The following is a 20,382-nucleotide window of genomic DNA, read 5'->3' as shown; positions in this document are numbered from 1 at the left end:
CGAGCGGCCGCACCGCAGCGGGTCCGGGACAGGCCCGAACGGAAGCCCCACCCCGTCCTCCAGCCCGGGGGCTTCCGTTCGGGCCGTGCGGCGGCCCCGCGCCTGCACACGGGGCCTAGGCTGAACGTATGAGCAAGCAGAACGGACGCGGGCGCGTCGCCGGCCTTCCGGAATGGGACCGCTGCGCGGTCATGGGGGTCGTGAACGTCACGCCCGACTCCTTCTCCGACGGCGGCCGCTGGTTCGACACGACGGCCGCCGTCAAGCACGGCCTCACCCTCGTCGCGGAGGGCGCCGACCTCGTGGACGTCGGCGGCGAGTCCACCCGCCCCGGCGCCACCCGCGTCGACGAGGCCGAGGAGCTCCGGCGGGTCGTCCCCGTCGTCCGCGGACTCGCCGCCGAGGGCGTCACCGTGTCCGTGGACACCATGCGCGCCCGGGTCGCCGAGGAAGCCCTCGGCGCGGGCGCGGTCCTCGTCAACGACGTCAGCGGCGGCCTCGCCGACCCCGCGATGATCCCGGTCGTCGCCGACGCGGGCGCCCCCTTCGTCGTCATGCACTGGCGCGGCTTCCTGGAGGGCGGCAACGTCAAGGGCGTCTACGCCGACGTGGTCGCCGAGGTCCTCGACGAACTCCACGCGCGCGTGGACGCCGTCCTCAGCGGCGGCATCTCCCCCGACCGCGTCGTCGTCGACCCGGGCCTCGGCTTCTCCAAGGACGCCGAGCACGATCTGGTCCTGCTCTCCCACCTCGACCGCCTCCTCGGCCTCGGCCACCCCCTGCTCGTCGCCGCCTCCCGCAAGCGGTTCCTGGGCCGCGTCCTCGCCGGCCCCGAGGGCGCCCCGCCGCCCGCCCGCGAACGCGACGCCGCCACGGCGGCGGTCTCCGCCCTCGCGGCGCACGCCGGCGCGTGGGCCGTGCGCGTCCACGAGGTCCGCGCGACGGCGGACGCGGTACGGGTCGCCCGCGCCGTGGAAGGAGCGCGCACCGACAGCGCGCGCACCGCGGACACCAGCGCGCGCACCCTGGACGACAGCGCGGAAGGAACCCGGTGAGCGCCCCCCACACCGACGTGGAACAGGTGGAGGCCGCCAACACGGCCTTCTACGAGGCACTGGAACGCGGCGACTTCGAAGTGGTCTCCTCGCTCTGGCTCACCCCCGCCGACCTCGGCGTCGACGAGGAGTACCACGACCCGGCCGACACCGGCGTGGTCTCCTGCGTGCACCCCGGCTGGCCCGTGCTGACCGGCCGCGGCGAGGTCCTCAGGTCGTACGCGCTGATCATGGCGAACACCGACTACATCCAGTTCTTCCTCACCGACGTGCATGTCTCCGTCACCGGTGACACCGCCCTGGTGACCTGCACCGAGAACATCCTCAGCGGCGGCCCCGCACCCGAGGGCGGCGAGGAACTCGGACCGCTCGTCGGTCAGCTGGTGGTCGCCACCAACGTGTTCCGCCGCACCCCGGACGGCTGGAAGATGTGGTCCCACCACGCCTCCCCGGTGCTGGCCGAGAACGACGAGGACGACGAGGAGGAGCCTCCCTCGTAGCCCGTCAGGACCAAGAAGTGGTTGGAATCACGAACCCCTGGGTAGGGGCGGCTACCAACCCGTGAGCCGCCGGGTTCCCCGGGGAAAACACCCGGTGAATCCCCCTGGAACCAGGTGCCGGCCCGAGCCCGCACGGCCCGGCGCTGTCAGTGCCCGCGGGTAGATTCGTCCGAGGCCGGTGTGCCGCCGCACCCGGCACGGACCGGCCGTACCGACGACTTGCAGGAGTGATTCGCGTGGATCGTGTCGCGCTGCGCGGCCTCAAGGCCCGCGGGCACCACGGTGTGTTCCCCAAGGAGCGCGAGGAGGGCCAGACCTTCATCGTGGACCTCGTCCTCGGACTGGACACCCGCCCGGCCGCCGCCGACGACGACCTGACGAAGACCGTGCACTACGGCATCGTGGCGGAGGAGGTCGTGGCCGTCGTCGAGGGCGAGCCCGTCAACCTCATCGAGACCCTCGCCGAGCGCATCGCCCAGGCCTGTCTGAAGCACCAGGGGGTAGAGGAGGTCGAGGTCAGGGTCCACAAACCCGACGCACCGATCACCGTCCCCTTCGACGACGTGACCGTCACCATCACCCGGAGCCGAGTATGACCGCGTCCTTCGCCGCGGGTCCGAGCGACCCGACCGTACAGCCGGTGCCCGCAGCGGTCGTGCAGCAGGTGGACGCCGCCGACACCACCCTGCACAACCCCAAGCGCGCCGTGATCTCCCTCGGCTCCAACCTCGGCAACCGTCTGGAGACCCTCCAGGGCGCCGTCGACGCCCTGGAGGACACCCCCGGCGTCCGCGTGAAGTCGGTCTCCCCCGTCTACGAGACCGAGCCCTGGGGTGTGGCCGCCGACAGCCAGCCGTCGTACTTCAACGCGGTCGTCGTCCTCAAGACCACGCTCCCCCCGGCCTCCCTGCTGGAGCGGGCCCACGCGGTCGAGGAGGCCTTCAACCGGGTCCGCGACGAGCGCTGGGGTCCGCGCACCCTCGACGTCGACATCGTCGCCTACGCGGACGTGGTCTCCGACGACCCGGTGCTCACCCTGCCGCACCCCCGCGCCCACGAGCGCGCCTTCGTCCTCGTCCCCTGGCACGACGTGGAGCCCGAGGCGCAGCTGCCCGGCCGCGGCCCGGTCGCGGCCCTGCTCGACACCGTCACCCGGGACGGCGTGGAAGCCCGCAAGGACCTGGAACTCCGGCTGCCCGAATAGCCGTTAAGGTCAAGACGGCCACACTTCGTGGGACGACGGGGGAGCTGAAGGAACACCGTGAAAGAGCTGCGCATCAGGCTGCTGGCCGGCGTCTTCGTCGTGGCCGGGGTCCTGTCCTGGGCGGGCGCCCGCCTGTGGAACTCGGTCGGGACCCTGCCCAGCGTCCCGCTGGCCGCGCCCGTCGTGCTGGCCCTGATCGCCGTGGTCCTCACGGCCACGGCCCTGTCCATCCGGGCCCGTCTGAAGGCCCAGCGCGAGCGGGCCCCGGAGGCGAAGGGCGTCGACCCCCTGATGGCGGCCCGGGCGGTCGTCTTCGGCCAGGCCAGCGCCCTGGTGGCCGCCCTCGTCTCCGGCATGTACGGCGGCACCGGCGTCTTCCTCCTGGAGTCCCTCGACATCCCCGCCCGCCGCGACCAGGCCATCTACGCCGGCTTCTCGGTCCTCGCCGGCATCGCGGTCATAGCGGCCGCCCTCTTCCTGGAACGCGTCTGCAAACTCCCCGAGGACGACGACCGCAACACGGGGGCCCCGTCGGCGGCGTGAGGCCCGCCGCCGAGTACGGGCAACGGGATCAGCGGGATCAGCGGGCCATGATGAGGCTCATCGCCTCGTTGCGCGTCGCCGCGTCCCGCAGCTGGCCCCGCACGGCCGAGGTGAGCGTCTTGGCGCCGGGCTTGCGGATGCCCCGCATGGACATGCACATGTGCTCGCACTCCACGACCACGATGACCCCGCGCGGCTCCAGGATCTCCATCAGGGAGTCGGCTATCTGCGTGGTGAGTCGTTCCTGCACCTGCGGCCGACGGGCGTAGACGTCCACCAGACGGGCCAGCTTCGACAGCCCGGTGATCTTTCCCGAGGTGGACGGGATGTACCCGACGTGGGCCACCCCCCGGAACGGGACGAGATGATGCTCGCAGGTCGAGTACACCTCGATGTCCTTCACGAGCACCATCTCGTCGTGCCCCAGGTCGAACGTCGTGGTCAGCACGTCCTCGGGCTGCTGCCACAGTCCCGCGAAGATCTCCTTGTACGCCCGAGCCACCCGCCCCGGTGTCTCTCTCAGGCCCTCGCGGTCCGGGTTCTCGCCGACCGCGATCAGGAGTTCGCGGACGGCGTTCTCGGCGCGCTTCTCGTCGAACTCGCCGATGGGGCCCTCGCCGTCCAGCGTCACGGGGTCGGTCATCTGGTGCCTCGTTCCTAGAAGTCCCTCACGGCCGAAAAAAGCCGTGCCCCCCAGGCTAAAACCTGGGGGGCACGGCATCCATTCCGGGCCCGTGGGGCCGCCGGGCGAGCGTCAGCTCTCCGGGCGGTCCTCGGGTACGGCCTCCGTGGCCGGCTCCGACGCGGTCGACTTGGCGGTGCTGATCGCCGGGGTCGCGCCGTTGGCGCCGTTCGTCAGTGCGAGCTCCTTGGGGGAGAGCACCGGCGGACGGGTGGAGGGGGTGCGCCGGGAGGAACCGGTCCAGGCCGGTCGCGCCGGGCGCTTGACGATGGCGGAGAAGATCTCGGCGATCTCCTCCTTGCCCAGTGTCTCCTTCTCGAGGAGCTGAAGCACCAGGTTGTCGAGGACGTCGCGGTTCTCGACCAGGATCTCCCAGGCCTCGTTGTGCGCATTCTCGATGAGCTTCTTGACCTCTTCGTCGACCAGCGCGGCGACCTCTTCCGAGTAGTCGCGCTGGTGAGCCATCTCACGTCCGAGGAACGGCTCGGTGTTGTCGCCGCCGAACTTGATGGCGCCGAGGCGCTCGGTCATGCCGTACTGGGTGACCATCGCGCGGGCCGTGGCGGTGGCCTTCTCGATGTCGTTCGCGGCGCCGGTGGTCGGGTCGTGGAAGACCAGTTCCTCGGCGGCGCGCCCGCCCAGCATGTAGGCGAGCTGGTCGAGCATCTCGTTGCGCGTGGTCGAGTACTTGTCCTCGTCCGGCAGGACCATCGTGTAGCCCAGAGCACGGCCCCGCGAGAGGATCGTGATCTTGTGGACCGGGTCGGAGTTGGGGGAGGCCGCCGCGACCAGGGCGTGTCCGCCCTCGTGGTACGCGGTGATCTTCTTCTCCTTGTCCGACATGATCCGGGTCCGCTTCTGCGGGCCCGCCACGACGCGGTCGATGGCCTCGTCGAGCATGTGGTTGTCGATCAGCTTGCGGTCCGAGCGGGCGGTCAGCAGCGCCGCCTCGTTCAGCACGTTGGACAGATCGGCACCCGTGAAGCCCGGCGTACGGCGGGCGACGGCCGCGAGGTCGACGTCCGGGGCGACCGGCTTGCCCTTCTGGTGGACCTTGAGGATCTCCAGACGGCCCTGCATGTCCGGGCGGTCGACCGCGATCTGGCGGTCGAAGCGGCCGGGGCGCAGGAGGGCCGGGTCGAGGATGTCGGGCCGGTTCGTCGCGGCGATGAGGATCACGCCGCCCTTGACGTCGAAGCCGTCCATCTCGACGAGCAGCTGGTTCAGGGTCTGCTCGCGCTCGTCGTGACCGCCGCCGAGGCCGGCGCCGCGGTGGCGGCCGACCGCGTCGATCTCGTCGACGAAGACGATCGCCGGGGCGTTCGCCTTGGCCTGCTCGAAGAGGTCACGGACCCGGGAGGCACCGACACCGACGAACATCTCGACGAAGTCGGAACCGGAGATCGAGTAGAAGGGGACACCGGCCTCGCCCGCGACGGCGCGCGCGAGCAGGGTCTTGCCGGTGCCGGGGGGGCCGTACAGCAGTACGCCCTTGGGGATCTTGGCCCCGACCGCCTGGAACTTCGCGGGTTCCTGGAGGAACTCCTTGATCTCCTGGAGCTCCTCGACGGCCTCGTCCGAGCCGGCGACGTCCGAGAACGTCGTCTTCGGGGTGTCCTTGGTGATGAGCTTCGCCTTGGACTTCCCGAAGTTCATGACCCGGGAGCCGCCGCCCTGCATCTGGTTCATCAGGAACAGGAAGACGACCACGATGAGGACGAAGGGGAGCAGGGAGAGCAGGATCCCGACGAATGCGTTCTGCTTCGTCGGCGAGACGGTGTAGCCGTCGGGGATCTGCTTGTCCTGGTACTTGTTCTGCAGCACATTGGCGAGGTCGCGACCCTGGTCGCCGATGTAGCTCGCCTGGATCTTCGAGCTGCCCTCGACCTTTTCGCCGTCCTTGAGCTCGACCTTGACGGTCTGCTCGTCGCCGGTGGTCAGTTTCGCCTGCTGGACCTTGTTGTCATTGATCGCCTGGACGACCTGGCCGGTGTCCACCGTCTTGTAGCCGCCGGACGAGCCGACGACCTGCATCAACACGACCACGGCAAGGACGGCCAGCACGATCCACATGACCGGCCCACGGAAGTATCGCTTCACGTCCATCCATACGGAGCGGTGCCGCCCCGTCCCTCCTGCCATAGTGAGTTTGATAAGACAGTTCTTCTGACGGTACCCCAGCATTGTGGGCCGAAGCCGCACTGGTGGGCTTCACGAGCCGTCTGCATGCTCCAACGGCGCGAGACCGGCTGGGGTTCCCGATCGTTCCCGATCGTCTCAGCGAGCTGGGGCCATCTGGCTCAGCCGCCGTAGACGTGGGGCGCGAGCGTACCGACGAACGGGAGGTTGCGGTACTTCTCGGCGTAGTCGAGACCGTAGCCGACGACGAACTCGTTGGGGATGTCGAAGCCGACCCACTCGACGTCGATGGCGACCTTGGCGGCGTCCGGCTTGCGCAGCAGGGTGCACACCTTGAGCGACTCCGGCTCGCGGGAGCCGAGGTTGGACAGCAGCCAGGACAGGGTCAGGCCGGAGTCGATGATGTCCTCGACGATCAGGACGTGGCGGCCCTTGATGTCGGTGTCGAGGTCCTTGAGGATCCGCACCACGCCGGAGGACTGGGTGCCCGCGCCGTAGGAGGACACGGCCATCCAGTCCATGGTGACGGGGGTGGACAGCGCCCGGGCGAGGTCCGCCATGACCATCACCGCGCCCTTGAGGACGCCGACGATGAGCAGGTCCTTGCCCGCGTACTCAGCATCGATCTTCGCGGCGAGCTCCACGAGCTTCGCGTCGATCTCTTCCTTGGTGATGAGTACCTCTTTGAGGTCGGCACCCATGTCTTTCGCGTCCACCCGCATCACTTTCGGTCGTCCTACCGGCCACCCACTCTCCCGCGGAGGGGAGCCAGGGATTCAGCCTTGCCGAATCACCAGTCTGCCACCCTGCCGCTGGGCGACGACCTTGCCGGGGAGATTGATGGCTCCCTGGCCGCGCCAGCCGGTGATCAGCCGGTCGATCTCCTCGATGTGGCGGGCGAACAGCGAGCCCGCCGGGGCGCCCGCCTCGATGGCCGCCTGGCGCAGGATGCGGCGGCGTACGGCGGGCGGCAGGGCGTAGAGCTTGGCGCACTCCAGGAGGCCGGCGGCGTCGCGTACGGAGGCCTCGGCCTGGCGGGCCCAGGTGTCCAGGGCGTCGGCGTCGTCGCGGGAGAGCTGGGCGGTGCGGGCGAGCGCCTCGACGACTCCTTTGCCGAGCGCCTTCTCCAGCGCGGGCAGGCCTTCGTGGCGCAGGCGGGAGCGGGTGTAGGCGGGGTCGGCGTTGTGCGGGTCGTCCCAGACGGGCAGGGACTGGACCATGCAGGCCTTGCGGGCGGTCTGCCGGTCGAGTTCCAGGAAGGGGCGCCGGTAGCGGCGGGCGGCCCCCGGGCCTCCGGTGACGGCGGCCATGCCGGACAGGGAGCGGATGCCGGAGCCGCGGGCCAGGCCGAGCAGGACGGTTTCGGCCTGGTCGTCGCGGGTGTGGCCGAGCAGGACGGCGGTGGCGCCGTGGCGTTCGGCGGCGGCGTCGAGGGCGGCGTAGCGGGCGTCGCGGGCGGCGGCTTCGGGCCCGCCTTCGCGGCCGACGCTGACGGCGGTGGACTCGACGGGGTCCAGGCCGAGTTCGCGCAGGCGCAGGACGACTTCCTCGGCGCGCAGGTCGGAGCCTGCCTGAAGGCCGTGGTCGACGGTGACGCCGCCGGCGCGGATGCCGAGTTTGGGGGCCTCGAAGGCGAGGGCGGAGGCGAGGGCCATGGAGTCGGCCCCGCCGGAGCAGGCCACGAGCACGAGCGGCGAGGGCTGGTGCGGGGGCCGCGCCGAGGGCTCGGCGGAGGTCTGGTGTTCGTTGAGGAGGTCGTGGAGGACGCGGCGGACCGCCAGGCGTATCGCCGCGACCGCAGGATGGGGACCCATGTCCGGTTCCCTTCATGAAGTTTTCGGGGGTGAGCCCGAGGTTCGGTCACTCAGAGTGTGTAGATGGTGACAGAACCGGGCCGTTCCCCGAGCATTGCACGCCTACCCATGGCTCACGGTCCCTCGGACGGGTGATTGAAGGGGCGTTCGCCTGCCGTCGGCCGGATTCCTCTCATGTCGTGAACACCCGGCTCACGACTCGGCTTTGCGGTGCACCCGCGCGACCCAGTCCGCCGGTTTGGCGATCTCCGCTTTGGTGGGGAGGGTGTTGGGGGAGGTCCACACGCGGTTGAAGCCGTCCATGCCGACCTGGTCGACGACGGCGCTGACGAAGCGTTCGCCGTCGCGGTACTGGCGGAGCTTGGCGTCCAGGCCGAGGAGTTTGCGCAGGGCCATGTCCAGGCGGGAGGCGCCCTTGGCCCGCCGTTGCTGGAACTTCTCGCGGATCTCGGCGACGCTCGGCACCACGGCGGGGCCGACGCCGTCCATGACGAAGTCGGCGTGGCCCTCCAGGAGGGACATCACGGCGGTGAGCCGGCCGAGGATCTCCCGCTGGGCGGGGGTCTGCACGATCTCCACGAGGGAGCGGCCGCCGTCCTCGTCCTCCTCGCCGTCCGGGCGTCCGCCGGCGAGGGTCTGGGCGGCTTCCCGAATGCGTTCCAGCACGGTCATGGGGTCGACCTCGGTCTCCCCCAGGAACGACTGGATCTCGCCCTCCAGGTGGTCGCGCAGCCAGGGCACGGCGGTGAACTGGGTGCGGTGGGTCTCCTCGTGGAGGCAGACCCAGAGGCGGAAGTCGTGGGGCTGGACGTCGAGTTCGCGTTCGACGTGCACGATGTTCGGGGCCACGAGGAGGAGTCGGCCGCCGCCGTTCTCCCCCGCCGGGAGTTCGCGGGTGGCCGGGGCGAAGGTCTCGTACTGGCCGAGGACGCGGGACGACAGGAACGACAGCAGCATGCCGAGTTCGACGCCGGTCACCTTGCCGCCGACGGCGCCGAGGACCGCGCCGCCGGGGGTGTTGCCGCGGCGTTCCTGCATCTTCTCCAGGAGCGGCTTGAGGATCTCCCGGAACCCGGCGACGTTGGCCCGGACCCAGCCGGGACGGTCCACGACGAGCACGGGAGTGTCGTGGACGTCCTCGGTCGCCATCCGGGTGAAGCCGCGGACGTGTTCCTCCGAGGCCTTGGCGTGCCGGCGCAGTTCCGCGACGACGGCCCGGGCCTCGTCGCGGCTCACGTCGGGGCCCGGCCGCACGAGCCGCGTCGCGGTCGCCACCGCGAGATTCCAGTCGACCAACTCGGCACCACCGATGCTCGTCATGCGTCAACCGTACGTGAGCGCTCCCGCTTGGGGCAGGCCGCGCGGACGGACAGGAGGGGCGACGGGCAGGGCGCGCGGTCGGACAGGAGGGGCGACGGGCAGGGCGGGTGGTCGGCGGCGGGCAGGGCGCCCGGTCGGCGGCGGCAGGGCGCCCGGTCGGGCGGCGGGCCGGGCGCCTGGTCAGCCTCGGGTCGGGCGGCAGGCCGGGCGGCAGGCCGGGCGCCTGGTCAACCCTGGCCTGGCGGCAGGCCGGGCACCCGGTCAACCGCGGGGCGAACGGCGAGCAGGCCGGGCGCCCCGTCAGCCGCAGCCGCAGGCGGCCAGGGCCGAGGCCGTGCGGTCCAGGGCGCTCTGTGCTGCCGCCGGGTCGGTGGTGTCCGAGGTCAGGAACGCGAAGGCGAACAGCCGTCCGTCCCGGTCGACGACCGTCCCGGCCAGGGTGTTGACCCCGGTCAGGGTGCCCGTCTTGGCCCGTACGACGCCCGCCGCGCCGTCGGTGTAACGGCTGGTCAGGGTGCCGGTGAAGCCGGCCACGGGGAGGCCGGTGAGGACCGGGCGCAGCTCCGGGTGGGCGGGGTCGCCGGCCTTCACCAGCAGGGCGGTCAGCAGGTTCGCGGTGAGCCGGTCGGCGCGGTCGAGTCCGCTGCCGTCGTGGAACCGGGCGCCGGCGAGCGGCAGTCCGAGCTTCTTCAGCCGGTCGTGGATCGCCTTGCCGCCGCCGTCGAAGTCGGCGCGCTGCTTCGCGGCCACGGCGGTCTGACGGGCGAGGGCTTCGGCGATGTCGTTGTCGCTGTTGGTCAGCATGCGTTCGACGAGGGCGGACAGGGGCGGTGAGGACACCTCGGCCAGGGTCTCGGCGCGTCCGGTGGCCTTGGAGGGCCCGGGGGCCGTGGTCTTGACGCCGCGGTCAGCGAGGAACGCGGCGAACGCGCGGGTCGCCTCCGTCGCCGGGTCCGTCACGCGCGGGGCCGGGCCACTGGTCGTGCCGTCGGTGCGGGCCTCGTCCACCATCAGGGCGCTGACGGGGGCGAGGTTGTCGTTGACCCCGATCGGGTGGATCTCGGAACCGGCGTAGAGGGTCTTGTCGTAGGAGAGCGTGACCTTGCCGATGTGCCGCTTCTTGAGGGCGGCGGCGGTCTCGTCGGCCAGCTCGCGCAGGCTCGCCCAGCCTCCCCCGGTGTCCGGGCGGGCGGTGAGCGTGGGGTCGCCGCCGCCGACGAGGACGAGCTCCTTGGTGTCGGGTTCGAGGGCCGCGCGGGTGGTCAGGCGGTGGTCGGCGCCGAGGGCCGACAGGGCGGCGACGGCGGTGGCGATCTTCGTGGTGGAGGCGGGTGTCAGCGCGGTCCCGGCGCCCGCGCCGTAGAGCCGTCTGCCGCTGGCCACGTCCACGACGACGGCGGTGTGGCGGGCACCGAGGGCCGGGTTGCCGAGGAGCGGCCCGAGGACGCCGGCGAGGGCTTTTCCGGTCGGCGCGGACTTCACGGTCACCCCCTGGGCGCCCAGACCGACGAGGACGGAGGGGGCGCTCGGGGCGGGACGCGGCCCGGCGGCGGCCGTACCGGAGTCGGCTTCGTGATCTGTGCCACCCGGTCGCTCCAGTGCGACCGCCCGGTCCCGCTCGGCCGTACGCTGACCCGAGGAGTCCCAGGGACCGGCCGCGGTCACCACGGTGGCGGCCAGCGCCAGACCGGCGCCGGCGGCACCCGCGGTGTACTGCCAGGTCTTGACGGTCTTCGGCCGGGAGATCCCGGCCAGCCGCGTGACCTGCGGTTTCACGACGGCGGCGGTGCGTGCGAGAGACGGCCGTACGGCGTCCGCGGCCCGGGTCAGTCCTGGGCGTACGGCGCCCGCGGCGCGTGCCAGACGCGGTCGTACGGCGTTCGCGACCCGCGCCACACGCGGTCTCGCGGTCCGCCAAGGCCTCAGTTCAGGCACGACCAACAGCCCCTTTCGCGATCACACACCTGCGTGAGGGACACTTAACCACCAGAACTATGTGTTGATCATGGAGGAGCCACCGGTGGAGTTCGACGTCACGATCGAGATCCCGAAGGGTTCGCGGAACAAGTACGAGGTGGACCACGAGACCGGTCGGATCCGCCTGGACCGTCGACTCTTCACCTCGACCGCCTACCCGACCGACTACGGCTTCGTCGAGAACACCCTCGGCGAGGACGGCGACCCGTTGGACGCGCTGGTCATTCTTGACGAGCCGACGTTCCCGGGCTGCCTCATCAAGTGCCGTGCGATCGGCATGTTCCGCATGACGGACGAGGCCGGCGGCGACGACAAGCTGCTGTGCGTCCCGGCGACGGACCCGCGCGTGGAGCACCTGCGCGACATCCACCACGTCTCCGAGTTCGACCGCCTGGAGATCCAGCACTTCTTCGAGGTCTACAAGGACCTGGAGCCCGGCAAGTCCGTCGAGGGCGCCGACTGGGTCGGCCGTACCGACGCCGAGGCCGAGATCGAGCGGTCCTACAAGCGCTTCAAGGACCAGGGCGGCCACTGAGCCCTGTGCCACGGACGGGCCGCACGCGCACGCGTGCGGCCCGTTCGCGTGCCTGCGCATACTGAGGCCTACGGAATGTGTCGTTCAGGGAGCGTTACGGAGTGACGGAGGCGGAGTACCGCAAGCCGCAGTCGGACGAGGCCAGGAGTTCCTGCGACTCCGAGATCACGTCCGAGTTCGCCCTTCCCGACGGGCTCGCGATGCCGAGAACCGTCGGCGGCGAGCCGGAGACGACCTCCGAGTTCGCGCTGCCCAAGGGCCTCGACGTCCCGCAGGCGCCGGCCGCGGAGCCGGAGGGGTCGGCGTTCAGCACGCCCCGGACCTACAGCGCGAAGGACGCGCCGCCCGCGTTCACGCCGCCGACCGGCATACCGGTGGTCAGCCTCACCAAGGACGTGCCCTGGCAGGACCGGATGCGCACGATGCTGCGGATGCCGGTCGCCGAACGGCCCGCGCCGGAGCCGGCCGCCAAGTCGGAGGACGAGTCCGGTCCCGCCGTGCCGCGCGTGCTCGACCTGACCCTCAGGATCGGCGAGCTGCTGCTCGCGGGCGGCGAGGGCGCCGAGGACGTGGAGGCGGCGATGTTCGCCGTGTGCCGGTCCTTCGGCCTGGACCGCTGCGAGCCGAACGTCACCTTCACGCTGCTGTCGATCTCGTACCAGCCCTCGCTCGTGGACGACCCCGTGACGGCGTCCAGGACCGTGCGGCGGCGCGGCACCGACTACACCCGCCTCGCGGCCGTCTTCCAGCTCGTGGACGACCTCAGCGACCCCGAGGCGGCGATGACGCTGGAGGAGGCCTACCGGCGGCTCGCCGAGATCCGGCGCAACCGGCACCCGTATCCGACCTGGGTGCTCACCTCGGCGAGCGGGCTCCTCGCGGGTGCCGCCTCGGTGCTCGTCGGCGGTGACCTGGTGGTGTTCGTCGCGGCCATGCTGGGCGCGATGCTCGGCGACCGGCTGGCGTGGCTGTGCGCGGGACGGGGGCTGCCGGAGTTCTACCAGTTCACGGTGGCCGCGATGCCGCCGGCCGCGATCGGGATCGCGCTCACCCTGGCCGACGTCGACGTGAAGGCGTCCGCGGTCATCACCGGTGGGCTGTTCGCGCTGCTGCCCGGACGGGCTCTGGTCGCGGGCGTCCAGGACGGCCTGACCGGCTTCTACATCACGGCGTCGGCGCGGCTCCTGGAGGTCATGTACTTCTTCGTGGGCATCGTCGTGGGCGTCCTGGTGATGCTCTACGTCGGGGTGCAGCTGGGGGCGCATCTCAACCCGGACGAGGCGCTGTCCACGGATCCGCGGCCGCTGTGGCAGACGGGCGCGTCGATGCTCCTGTCGCTGACCTTCGCCGTGCTGCTCCAGCAGGAACGTTCCACTGTCCTTGCGGTGACGCTGAACGGTGGCGTCGCCTGGTGTGTGTACGGCGCGATGCACGACACCGGCGAGTTCTCGCCGGTCGCCTCCACGGCCGTCGCCGCGGGGCTCGTGGGCCTGTTCGGGCAGTTGCTGTCCCGGTTCCGGTTCGCCTCCGCGCTGCCGTACACGACCGCGGCGATCGGGCCGCTGCTGCCGGGTTCGGCGACGTACTTCGGGCTGCTGTCGATCGCTCAGAACCATGTCGACGAAGGGCTGGTGTCGCTGTCCAAGGCGGCGGCGCTGGCGATGGCCATCGCGATCGGGGTCAACCTGGGGTCGGAGGTGTCCCGGTTGTTCCTGCGGGTGGGGTCCGCGGGGAAGCGGAGGGCGGCGAAGCGGACGCGGGGGTTCTGAGCGTCGGCGACTGCGGGTTCGGTGGGGGCGGGCGTTTTTGCGCAGTTCCCCGCGCCCCTGGGGAGCTTCAGTAGCCCTCGTTGTAGGGGTTCTGCTGGTTCTGCTGGCCGTAACCCTGCTGCGGGTACTGCTGGGCGTACGGCTGCTGGGGCTGCTGCTGGCCGTACGGCTGTTGCTGCTGGCCGTAGTACTGGTCGTAGCCGTTGTGCTGCTGCTGCGGGGGCTGGGGCGGCTGCTGCTGGTCGTGGGAGGGGATGCGGCGGAGCTGGGTCGTGGCGTCGTCCATCTGGGGCTGGTACGGCTGCTGGGCGGGGGCCGCCTCGTTCTGGGCCGCCCGCTTCTTCTTGCCGCGCTCGCGCAGGTACTCGATCAGGATCGGGACCACCGAGACCAGGACGATCAGGACGAGGATCGCCTCGACGTTCTTCTTGATGACGTCGATCTGGCCGAGCCAGTAGCCGGCGAGGGTGACGCCGGTGCCCCAGGCCACGCCGCCGATGACGTTGTACGTCAGGAAGGTGCGGTACTTCATCCGGCCCGCGCCCGCCACGATGGGGGCGAAGGTGCGCACGATCGGGACGAAGCGGGCCAGGACGATCGCCTTGGGGCCGAACTTCTCCATGAACTCGTGGGCCTTGTCCAGGTTCTCCTGTTTGAAGAGCTTGGAGTTGGGGCGGCTGAAGAGCCTGGGTCCGAAGAACTTGCCGATCATGTAGCCGACCTGGTCGCCGAGGACGGCGGCACCCACGATGAGCGCGCACACCAGCCACAGGGGCTGGCTGATGTACTGCCCCTGCGCCACGAACAGACCCGCCGTGAACAGCAGGGAGTCACCCGGCAGGAACGCGAACAGGCCCGACTCGGCGAAGACGATCAGCAGGATGCCGGGCAGGCTGAAGGTCTGGATCAGGTAATCGGGGCTGATCCACTCGGGGCCGAGCGCGAGCGTGGTCACGGGATTGTGGCTCCTGCTGGTGGGGCGGGCGGGGCTGGCTGCCCAAACGTATCAACGCAGCCGTGGTGACCCAGGTTCCATGGGGCACCCCAGGATGCACTGTGCGCCGCCGGGGACAAAGCTGTGAGCCATGGGAATTGACGAATACGGCGGCGGCCAGGGGCCCCAGCCGGATGTGCTCGTGGTGACCACCAACGACGTGCCCGGCCACCGGGTCCAGGAGGTGCTGGGCGAGGTGTTCGGGCTGACCGTGCGGTCCCGGCACCTCGGCAGTCAGATCGGCGCGGGGCTCAAGTCGATGATCGGCGGTGAGCTCAGGGGGCTGACGAAGACGCTGGTGCAGACCCGCAACCAGGCCATGGAACGGCTCGTGGAGCAGGCACGCGCGCGTGGCGCGAACGCGGTGCTCGCCTTCCGGTTCGACGTCACGGAGGCGGCGGACGTGGGGACGGAGGTGTGCGCCTACGGCACGGCGGTGATCCTGGCCCGGGAGTAGCCCCGGGCCAGGGCCCCTAGGAGGTGTGCCGGGCCGCGTTCGCCGTGATCGCGTCCCTCAGGTGCTCGGCCAGGCCGGGACGCATGGAGTCGTAGAACGCCTTGAAGCGTTCGTCGGCGACGTACATCTCGGCCAGGCCGAGGTGCATCTCGTACGGGCAGTCGTAGAACCAGCCGCAGATGTGCTGCCGGTGTTCCTCGGCCAGGTCCATGGCCGCCCGCGAGGTCGGCGGGTCACCGGCGGCCATCAGGGCGTCGTAGCGCTCGCCCCAGTCCCTGACCTCGTCCTGCATGCGTTTCCAGTCGTCCTTGGTGTAGCGCGCGGCGCGGCGCTGGGACTCGGCGTAGGCCTCGGTGCCGCCCCAGCGCTGTTCGGCCTCCTCGGCGTACTGCTCGGGGTCCTTGTCGCCGAACACCTCGAACCTCTCCTCCGGTGTCAGGTTGATGCCCATCGTGCGTGCCTCCATGGCGTGTTCCACGGCCGCCGCCATCTTCTGGAGCTTCTCGATCCGGGCGGTCAGCAGTTCGTGCTGCCGGCGCAGGTGCGCGCGGGGGTCCGCATCCGGGTCGTCGAGCAGGGCGGCGACCTCGTCGAGCGGGAAGCCGAGCTCGCGGTAGAAGAGGATCTGCTGAAGCCGGTCGAGGTCCTCGTCGCCGTAGCGCCGGTGGCCCGCGTGGCTGCGTTCGCCGGGCACCAGCAGGCCGATGTCGTCGTAGTGGTGCAGCGTGCGCACCGTCACGCCGGCGAAGCCCGCGACCTGTCCCACCGAGTAGCCCACCTCGTTGCTCCCTTCCCGGTACGCCCTCCACGGTGGCTCCTCACGCCGCGTGAGGTGCAAGCCCGGCGGGGACTCCTCCGGATGTCGGGCCCGTTTTGTCCGCTTATCGTGAGCCCGTGGCCCAGGACACCGCGCGACAGGCATCCGCCGCCCCGGCGACCCCGGCGCACGCCCTGCTGCCGTTGATCCTGCCCGCCCTCGCGGTCGGCGTGGGCGCGAGCCTGCTGCTGATCGGGGTGAGCGCGGCGGCCGAGCAGCTCCAGCACGTGCTGTGGCGGAATCTGCCGGACGCGCTGGGAGTGGGCCGGTACTCCGTGCTGTGGATGCTGGTGATGCTCACGGCAACGGGGGTGGCCGTGGGGCTGGTGGTGTGGAAGGTGCCGGGGCACGCCGGGCCGGACCCGGCCACCATGGGGCTGGACGCTCCGGTGCTGCCGCCCGCGGTGCTGCCGGGGCTGCTCCTGGCGACCGCGCTGATGCTCGCGGGCGGCCCGAGCCTGGGCCCGGAGAACCCGCTGATCGCGGTGAACGTGGCGCTCGCCTTCTGGGCGGGGCGCCTGCTGGTCCCGCGGATGCCGCGCGGGCTGTGGCCGGCGCTGGCGGAGGCGGGCACGATCGGCGCGCTGTTCGGGACGCCCGTGGCGGCGGCGCTGGTGATCTCCGAGGCGCTGGCCGGGCGGCAGGTCAGGGGCGCCCTGTGGGACAACGTGTTCGGGCCCCTGGTGGCGGCCACGGCCGGCGCGCTGACCACCACCCTGGTGGCCGAACCGAGCTTCGACCTCCATCTGCCCGCGTTCGGGCAGCCCGGCTGGGACGACCTGCTGGCGGTGCTGGTGGTCGCCTCCGCGGCGGCGCTGCTCGGCATGGCGGCCGTGCTGGCCTTCCCGTACGTCCACGCCGCGTTCGCTCGGCTGCGGCACCCGATGCTGGCACTGCCCGCGGGCGGGCTCGTCCTGGGGCTGCTGGCGGCCGTGGGCGGCCATCTGACGCTCTTCAAGGGGCTGGACGAGATCGGTGAGCTGGCGGCGGACCCGCAGCGCTGGTCGGCCGGGGAGTTCGCCACGATGGCGGTGGTGAAGCTGGCCGCGCTGCTCGTCGCGGCCTCCTGCGGCTTCCGGGGCGGGCGGATCTTCCCGGCCGTGTTCGTGGGGGTCGCCTTCGGCCTCGGCGCCCACGCGCTCGTGGACGCCGTCCACCCGGCCCTCGGGGTGGCGGCCGGTGTGCTCGGTGTGCTGCTCGCCGTCACCCGGCAGGCCTGGGTGAGCCTGTTCACCGCCGCCGTGCTGGTGGCCTCGCCCGCGATCCTCGCCCTGCTGTGCATCGGCTCGCTCACGGCCTGGCTGCTGGTGACGGGGCGGCCGCAGATGCAGTTGCGCCCGGACGGAACCCCCGTCCGCTGACCGACGTTGATCCCTTCTAGGAGGCACGCCCATGCCACTGCACCAGGGGCCCGAGAAGCCCGACGAGCGTCCGATGTCCGTCAACCCCTTCTACGGCGCGGCCGATCCGGTCGGCGGGATGACCGAGGCCCCGCCCAAGCACCGGCTGCCCACCGCTCCGATGCCCCCGTCCACCGCGCACCAGCTGGTCCGCGACGAGCTGATGCTGGACGGCAACTCCCGCCTGAACCTGGCCACTTTCGTCACCACCTGGATGGAACCGCAGGCCGGGATCCTGATGGCGGAGTGCCGCGACAAGAACATGATCGACAAGGACGAGTACCCGCGCACCGCCGAACTGGAGCGGCGCTGCGTGGCGATGCTCGCGGACCTGTGGCACGCGCCGGATCCCTCGTCGGCGGTGGGCTGTTCGACGACCGGGTCCAGCGAGGCGTGCATGCTCGCCGGGATGGCGCTGAAGCGGCGCTGGGCCCGGCGCAACGCCGACCGGTACCCCGGGGCCCGGCCCAACCTGGTCATGGGGGTCAACGTCCAGGTGTGCTGGGAGAAGTTCTGCAACTTCTGGGAGGTGGAGGCCCGGCTGGTGCCCATGGAGGGCGAGCGCTTCCATCTCGACCCGCAGGCCGCCGCCGAGCTGTGCGACGAGAACACCATCGGGGTCGTGGGCATCCTCGGCTCGACCTTCGACGGCTCCTACGAGCCGATCGCTGACCTGTGTTCCGCTCTCGACGCCCTCCAGGAGCGCACCGGCCTGGACGTCCCGGTCCACGTCGACGGGGCGTCCGGCGCCATGGTCGCGCCCTTCCTCGACGAGGACCTGGTGTGGGACTTCCGGCTGCCGAGGGTCGCCTCGATCAACACCTCCGGCCACAAGTACGGGCTGGTCTACCCCGGTGTCGGCTGGGCGCTGTGGCGGGACAAGGAGGCCCTGCCCGAGGAGCTCGTCTTCCGCGTGAACTACCTGGGCGGCGACATGCCGACCTTCGCGCTGAACTTCTCCCGGCCGGGCGCCCAGGTCGTCGCGCAGTACTACACCTTTCTACGGCTGGGCCGCGACGGGTACCGGGCCGTGCAGCAGTCCACGCGGGACGTGGCCCGGCGGGTCGCGGACGGGGTGGAGTCGCTCGGCGACTTCCGGCTGCTGACCCGGGGCGACCAGCTGCCGGTGTTCGCCTTCACCACGGCACCCGACGTCGAGGCGTACGACGTCTTCGACGTGTCCCGGCGGCTGCGCGAGCGGGGCTGGCTGGTCCCGGCGTACACCTTCCCCCCGAACCGCGAGGACCTGTCCGTCCTGAGAGTCGTCTGCCGCAACGGCTTCTCGACCGACCTCGCCGACCTGTTCGTGGACGACCTGACCCAACTCCTCCCCGAACTACGCCGCCAGCCGCATCCGTACACGCAGGACAAGGGGGCGGCGACGGGGTTCCACCACTAGGGCCGGACCTAGCGACTCAGGCGGGCGAACCTCCTGACGGCCAGGGGGAAGAAGACCGTCAGGAGGGCCAGCGGCCAGACGGCCGCAGCCCATACATGGCCCGGTTCGCCGCCGGGGGCGCCCGCCAGGTCACGGACGGCTGTCGCCGTGTGGGAGAGGGGGTTCCAGGCGACGGCCGTGCCCAGCCAGCCGGGCATGGAGTCGGGGGTCGCGAAGGCGTTGGACAGGAAACCGACCGGCCAGACGAGGATCTGCACGGCCTGCACCATCTCCGGTTTCCCGGCGACCATGGCCAGGTGGATGCCGATCCACAGCATCGCGAACCGGAAGAGCAGCAACAGGCCCACCGCCGCGAGGAGTCCGGCCACGCCGCCGTGGGTGCGCCAGCCGATCGCGTGTCCGACGGCGATCATCACGGCCAGGCTCAGCGCGGACTGGAGCATGTCGGCGGCCGAACGCCCCACCAGGACAGCGCCGTTGGCCATCGGCATGGACCGGAAACGGTCGATCACCCCCTTGTCGAGGTCCCGGGTGACGGCGATCATGGTCGCCTCCAGCCCGAACGCCATGGTCAGCGCCAGCATCCCGGGCACCAGGTAGTCGACGTACTCCCCCCGCACACCCCGGCCCCCGCCGACGAGGTAGCCGAACATCACCAGCAGCATCACGGGGAAGACCAGCCCGACCACGACCCGCACCGGCTGCCGCGCCCAGTGGGCGAGTTCGCGCCGGGTCATGGTCCAGGAATCGGTCAGTGCGTACGCCGCGCTCACGCGGCCTCCTTCACTCGTCGGCCGTCATCGGTGAGATGCAGGAACACCTCGTCCAGCGTGGGCCGGCGCAGGACCACGTCCTCCGCCTCGAGCCCGGCCGCCTCCAGAGCCCGTACGACACCGGAGAGCGCCGCCATCCGGTCGGTGACCGGGGCACTGAGCAGCCGGCGGTCGGTGTCGACGGACACCGTGGCCGCGTCGAGCGGCAACAGGGCTACGGCCGCCCCGAGTTGACCGGCGTCACGCAGCACGACGTCGATGCGGTCGCCGCCGGTGCGCGCCTTCAGTTCGTCCGCCGTGCCGTCGGCGACCACCCGGCCGCCGTCGACGAGGCAGATGCGGTCGGCGAGCTGGTCCGCCTCCTCCAGGTACTGGGTGGTCAGCAGGACCGTCGTACCCGCGCCCGCCAGCGAGCGGACCGCGGCCCACACCTCGGCGCGGCCGCGGGGGTCGAGGCCGGTCGTGGGTTCGTCCAGGAAGAGCACCTCCGGGTCGCGGATCAGGGAGGCGGCGAGGTCCAGTCGGCGCCGCATGCCGCCGCTGTAGGCACGGACCGGCTTGCGGCCGGTGCCGGCGAGGCCGAAGCGCTCCAGGAGCTCGTCGGCACGCACGCGCGCGGGGCGGGCGCCCAGGTGGTAGAGGCGGCCGAACATCTCCAGGTTCTGGCGTCCGTCGAGCTCCTCGTCCAGGGCCGCGTGCTGGCCGAGCAGGCCGATGCGCAGCCGTACCTCGTAGGCCTCGCGCGCCACGTCACGGCCCGCCACCTCGGCGCGGCCGCCGTCCGGGCGCAGCAGCGTGGACAGGACGCGGACCAGGGTCGTCTTGCCGGCGCCGTTCGGGCCGAGCACGGCGTGGACGCTGCCGCGGGCGACCCTCAGGTCGAGCCCGTCCAGGGCGTCCTTGTCGCCGTAGCGCTTGCGCAGGCCTTCCGTGACGATCGCGTCGGTCATCGGGCTCCCTCCGGAATCAGCCTGTAGTCAAACTTGACTACATAGCCAAAGTAA

At 71.4% G+C, this 20,382-nt stretch carries 20 protein-coding genes; 10 read left to right on the top strand and 10 right to left on the bottom strand.

Features of this window, described 5'->3' with window-relative positions:
• Nucleotides 1–128: 128 nt before the first annotated feature.
• From folP to AQJ54_RS31610, 5 genes are all read left to right on the top strand, one after another.
• Entirely contained in the window at nucleotides 129–1,055 is a 927-nt protein-coding gene (gene folP, locus AQJ54_RS31630) for a dihydropteroate synthase (protein WP_062242940.1), read from the top strand.
• Nucleotides 1,052–1,555 carry a nuclear transport factor 2 family protein gene (locus AQJ54_RS31625; RefSeq protein ID WP_062033458.1) on the top strand — a complete coding sequence of 168 codons (504 nt, stop codon included), beginning with the start codon at nucleotides 1,052–1,054 and terminating at the stop codon, nucleotides 1,553–1,555. The genes folP and AQJ54_RS31625 overlap by 4 nt, the downstream gene beginning before the upstream one ends.
• A gap of 236 nt (nucleotides 1,556–1,791) precedes the next feature.
• Nucleotides 1,792–2,151, top strand: coding sequence for a dihydroneopterin aldolase (gene folB / locus AQJ54_RS31620; RefSeq protein WP_020141058.1), 360 nt, complete (start codon nucleotides 1,792–1,794; stop codon nucleotides 2,149–2,151).
• Nucleotides 2,148–2,759, top strand: a complete 612-nt coding sequence (gene folK, locus AQJ54_RS31615; RefSeq protein ID WP_062242937.1) for a 2-amino-4-hydroxy-6-hydroxymethyldihydropteridine diphosphokinase — start codon at nucleotides 2,148–2,150, stop codon at nucleotides 2,757–2,759. Before folB ends, folK begins: the two co-directional genes overlap by 4 nt.
• Nucleotides 2,760–2,816: 57 nt before the next feature.
• Nucleotides 2,817–3,302 carry a DUF3180 domain-containing protein gene (locus tag AQJ54_RS31610; RefSeq protein ID WP_062033462.1) on the top strand — a complete coding sequence of 162 codons (486 nt, stop codon included), beginning with the start codon at nucleotides 2,817–2,819 and terminating at the stop codon, nucleotides 3,300–3,302.
• A gap of 37 nt (nucleotides 3,303–3,339) precedes the next feature.
• Here the strand turns inward: AQJ54_RS31610 and folE are convergent, their stop codons facing one another.
• From folE to dacB, 6 genes are all read right to left on the bottom strand, one after another.
• Nucleotides 3,340–3,945, bottom strand: a complete 606-nt coding sequence (gene folE / locus AQJ54_RS31605) for a GTP cyclohydrolase I FolE (RefSeq protein ID WP_030323917.1) — start codon at nucleotides 3,943–3,945, stop codon at nucleotides 3,340–3,342.
• Between the two features lie 111 nt (nucleotides 3,946–4,056).
• Nucleotides 4,057–6,090: an ATP-dependent zinc metalloprotease FtsH gene (gene ftsH / locus AQJ54_RS31600; protein ID WP_030323919.1), complete on the bottom strand. Its 2,034-nt coding sequence runs from the start codon at nucleotides 6,088–6,090 to the stop codon at nucleotides 4,057–4,059.
• A gap of 194 nt (nucleotides 6,091–6,284) precedes the next feature.
• Entirely contained in the window at nucleotides 6,285–6,845 is a 561-nt protein-coding gene (gene hpt, locus AQJ54_RS31595) for a hypoxanthine phosphoribosyltransferase (protein ID WP_020122574.1), read from the bottom strand.
• Between the two features lie 54 nt (nucleotides 6,846–6,899).
• Nucleotides 6,900–7,937: a tRNA lysidine(34) synthetase TilS gene (gene tilS, locus AQJ54_RS31590; RefSeq protein WP_062242935.1), complete on the bottom strand. Its 1,038-nt coding sequence runs from the start codon at nucleotides 7,935–7,937 to the stop codon at nucleotides 6,900–6,902.
• Between the two features lie 192 nt (nucleotides 7,938–8,129).
• On the bottom strand, nucleotides 8,130–9,257 hold the full coding sequence (locus AQJ54_RS31585; RefSeq protein ID WP_062242932.1) for a zinc-dependent metalloprotease: 1,128 nt from the start codon (nucleotides 9,255–9,257) through the stop codon (nucleotides 8,130–8,132).
• A 300-nt stretch (nucleotides 9,258–9,557) separates the two neighbouring features.
• The gene (dacB, locus tag AQJ54_RS31580) at nucleotides 9,558–11,198 is read right to left on the bottom strand and encodes a D-alanyl-D-alanine carboxypeptidase/D-alanyl-D-alanine endopeptidase (protein WP_248845474.1); all 1,641 of its coding nucleotides are present in this window, start codon (nucleotides 11,196–11,198) and stop codon (nucleotides 9,558–9,560) included.
• A 79-nt stretch (nucleotides 11,199–11,277) separates the two neighbouring features.
• Between dacB and AQJ54_RS31575 the strand changes: the two genes are divergently transcribed.
• Nucleotides 11,278–11,769: an inorganic diphosphatase gene (locus tag AQJ54_RS31575; RefSeq protein ID WP_059193998.1), complete on the top strand. Its 492-nt coding sequence runs from the start codon at nucleotides 11,278–11,280 to the stop codon at nucleotides 11,767–11,769.
• 101 nt (nucleotides 11,770–11,870) lie between these two features.
• Nucleotides 11,871–13,538 (top strand): threonine/serine exporter family protein, encoded by a 1,668-nt coding sequence (locus tag AQJ54_RS31570; RefSeq protein WP_062242925.1) that lies wholly within the window; start codon nucleotides 11,871–11,873, stop codon nucleotides 13,536–13,538.
• Between the two features lie 67 nt (nucleotides 13,539–13,605).
• Here the strand turns inward: AQJ54_RS31570 and AQJ54_RS31565 are convergent, their stop codons facing one another.
• Entirely contained in the window at nucleotides 13,606–14,493 is an 888-nt protein-coding gene (locus AQJ54_RS31565; RefSeq protein WP_062242923.1) for a DedA family protein, read from the bottom strand.
• A gap of 130 nt (nucleotides 14,494–14,623) precedes the next feature.
• On the opposite strand from AQJ54_RS31565, the gene AQJ54_RS31560 reads away from it, so the two are divergent.
• A complete protein-coding gene (locus tag AQJ54_RS31560; protein WP_030323931.1) occupies nucleotides 14,624–14,989 on the top strand; it encodes a YbjQ family protein in 366 nt (121 codons plus the stop codon).
• Between the two features lie 16 nt (nucleotides 14,990–15,005).
• Here the strand turns inward: AQJ54_RS31560 and AQJ54_RS31555 are convergent, their stop codons facing one another.
• The gene (locus AQJ54_RS31555) at nucleotides 15,006–15,767 is read right to left on the bottom strand and encodes a MerR family transcriptional regulator (protein WP_062033486.1); all 762 of its coding nucleotides are present in this window, start codon (nucleotides 15,765–15,767) and stop codon (nucleotides 15,006–15,008) included.
• A 116-nt stretch (nucleotides 15,768–15,883) separates the two neighbouring features.
• Between AQJ54_RS31555 and AQJ54_RS31550 the strand changes: the two genes are divergently transcribed.
• Both AQJ54_RS31550 and gad read left to right on the top strand, forming a co-directional pair.
• Nucleotides 15,884–17,167 (top strand): ion channel protein, encoded by a 1,284-nt coding sequence (locus AQJ54_RS31550; RefSeq protein WP_062033489.1) that lies wholly within the window; start codon nucleotides 15,884–15,886, stop codon nucleotides 17,165–17,167.
• Between the two features lie 31 nt (nucleotides 17,168–17,198).
• Entirely contained in the window at nucleotides 17,199–18,605 is a 1,407-nt protein-coding gene (gad, locus tag AQJ54_RS31545) for a glutamate decarboxylase (RefSeq protein WP_062242920.1), read from the top strand.
• A gap of 8 nt (nucleotides 18,606–18,613) precedes the next feature.
• Here the strand turns inward: gad and AQJ54_RS31540 are convergent, their stop codons facing one another.
• The gene (locus AQJ54_RS31540; protein ID WP_062243084.1) at nucleotides 18,614–19,342 is read right to left on the bottom strand and encodes an ABC transporter permease; all 729 of its coding nucleotides are present in this window, start codon (nucleotides 19,340–19,342) and stop codon (nucleotides 18,614–18,616) included.
• Nucleotides 19,343–19,374: 32 nt separating this feature from the next.
• Nucleotides 19,375–20,328, bottom strand: a complete 954-nt coding sequence (locus AQJ54_RS31535) for an ATP-binding cassette domain-containing protein (protein WP_062242918.1) — start codon at nucleotides 20,326–20,328, stop codon at nucleotides 19,375–19,377.
• Nucleotides 20,329–20,382 lie beyond the last annotated feature (54 nt).

The sequence above is a fragment of the Streptomyces griseorubiginosus genome (assembly GCF_001514195.1).
Classification (GTDB): Bacteria; Actinomycetota; Actinomycetes; order Streptomycetales; family Streptomycetaceae; genus Streptomyces; species Streptomyces griseorubiginosus.
The sequence above is the reverse complement of the archived record's forward strand: the minus strand, read 5'-3'. Positions and strand labels throughout refer to the sequence as shown.

What these genes read in the sequence shown, in the direction of transcription:
- AQJ54_RS31540 (WP_062243084.1), bottom strand. Translation starts at nt 19,342, where the DNA reads ATGACCCGGCGCGAACTCGCCCACTGGGCGCGGCAGCCGGTGCGGGTC.
- AQJ54_RS31560 (WP_030323931.1), top strand. Translation starts at nt 14,624, where the DNA reads ATGGGAATTGACGAATACGGCGGCGGCCAGGGGCCCCAGCCGGATGTG.
- folP (WP_062242940.1), top strand. Translation starts at nt 129, where the DNA reads ATGAGCAAGCAGAACGGACGCGGGCGCGTCGCCGGCCTTCCGGAATGG.
- gad (WP_062242920.1), top strand. Translation starts at nt 17,199, where the DNA reads ATGCCACTGCACCAGGGGCCCGAGAAGCCCGACGAGCGTCCGATGTCC.
- AQJ54_RS31535 (WP_062242918.1), bottom strand. Translation starts at nt 20,328, where the DNA reads ATGACCGACGCGATCGTCACGGAAGGCCTGCGCAAGCGCTACGGCGAC.
- ftsH (WP_030323919.1), bottom strand. Translation starts at nt 6,090, where the DNA reads ATGGACGTGAAGCGATACTTCCGTGGGCCGGTCATGTGGATCGTGCTG.
- hpt (WP_020122574.1), bottom strand. Translation starts at nt 6,845, where the DNA reads ATGCGGGTGGACGCGAAAGACATGGGTGCCGACCTCAAAGAGGTACTC.
- folE (WP_030323917.1), bottom strand. Translation starts at nt 3,945, where the DNA reads ATGACCGACCCCGTGACGCTGGACGGCGAGGGCCCCATCGGCGAGTTC.
- folK (WP_062242937.1), top strand. Translation starts at nt 2,148, where the DNA reads ATGACCGCGTCCTTCGCCGCGGGTCCGAGCGACCCGACCGTACAGCCG.
- AQJ54_RS31585 (WP_062242932.1), bottom strand. Translation starts at nt 9,257, where the DNA reads ATGACGAGCATCGGTGGTGCCGAGTTGGTCGACTGGAATCTCGCGGTG.
- tilS (WP_062242935.1), bottom strand. Translation starts at nt 7,937, where the DNA reads ATGGGTCCCCATCCTGCGGTCGCGGCGATACGCCTGGCGGTCCGCCGC.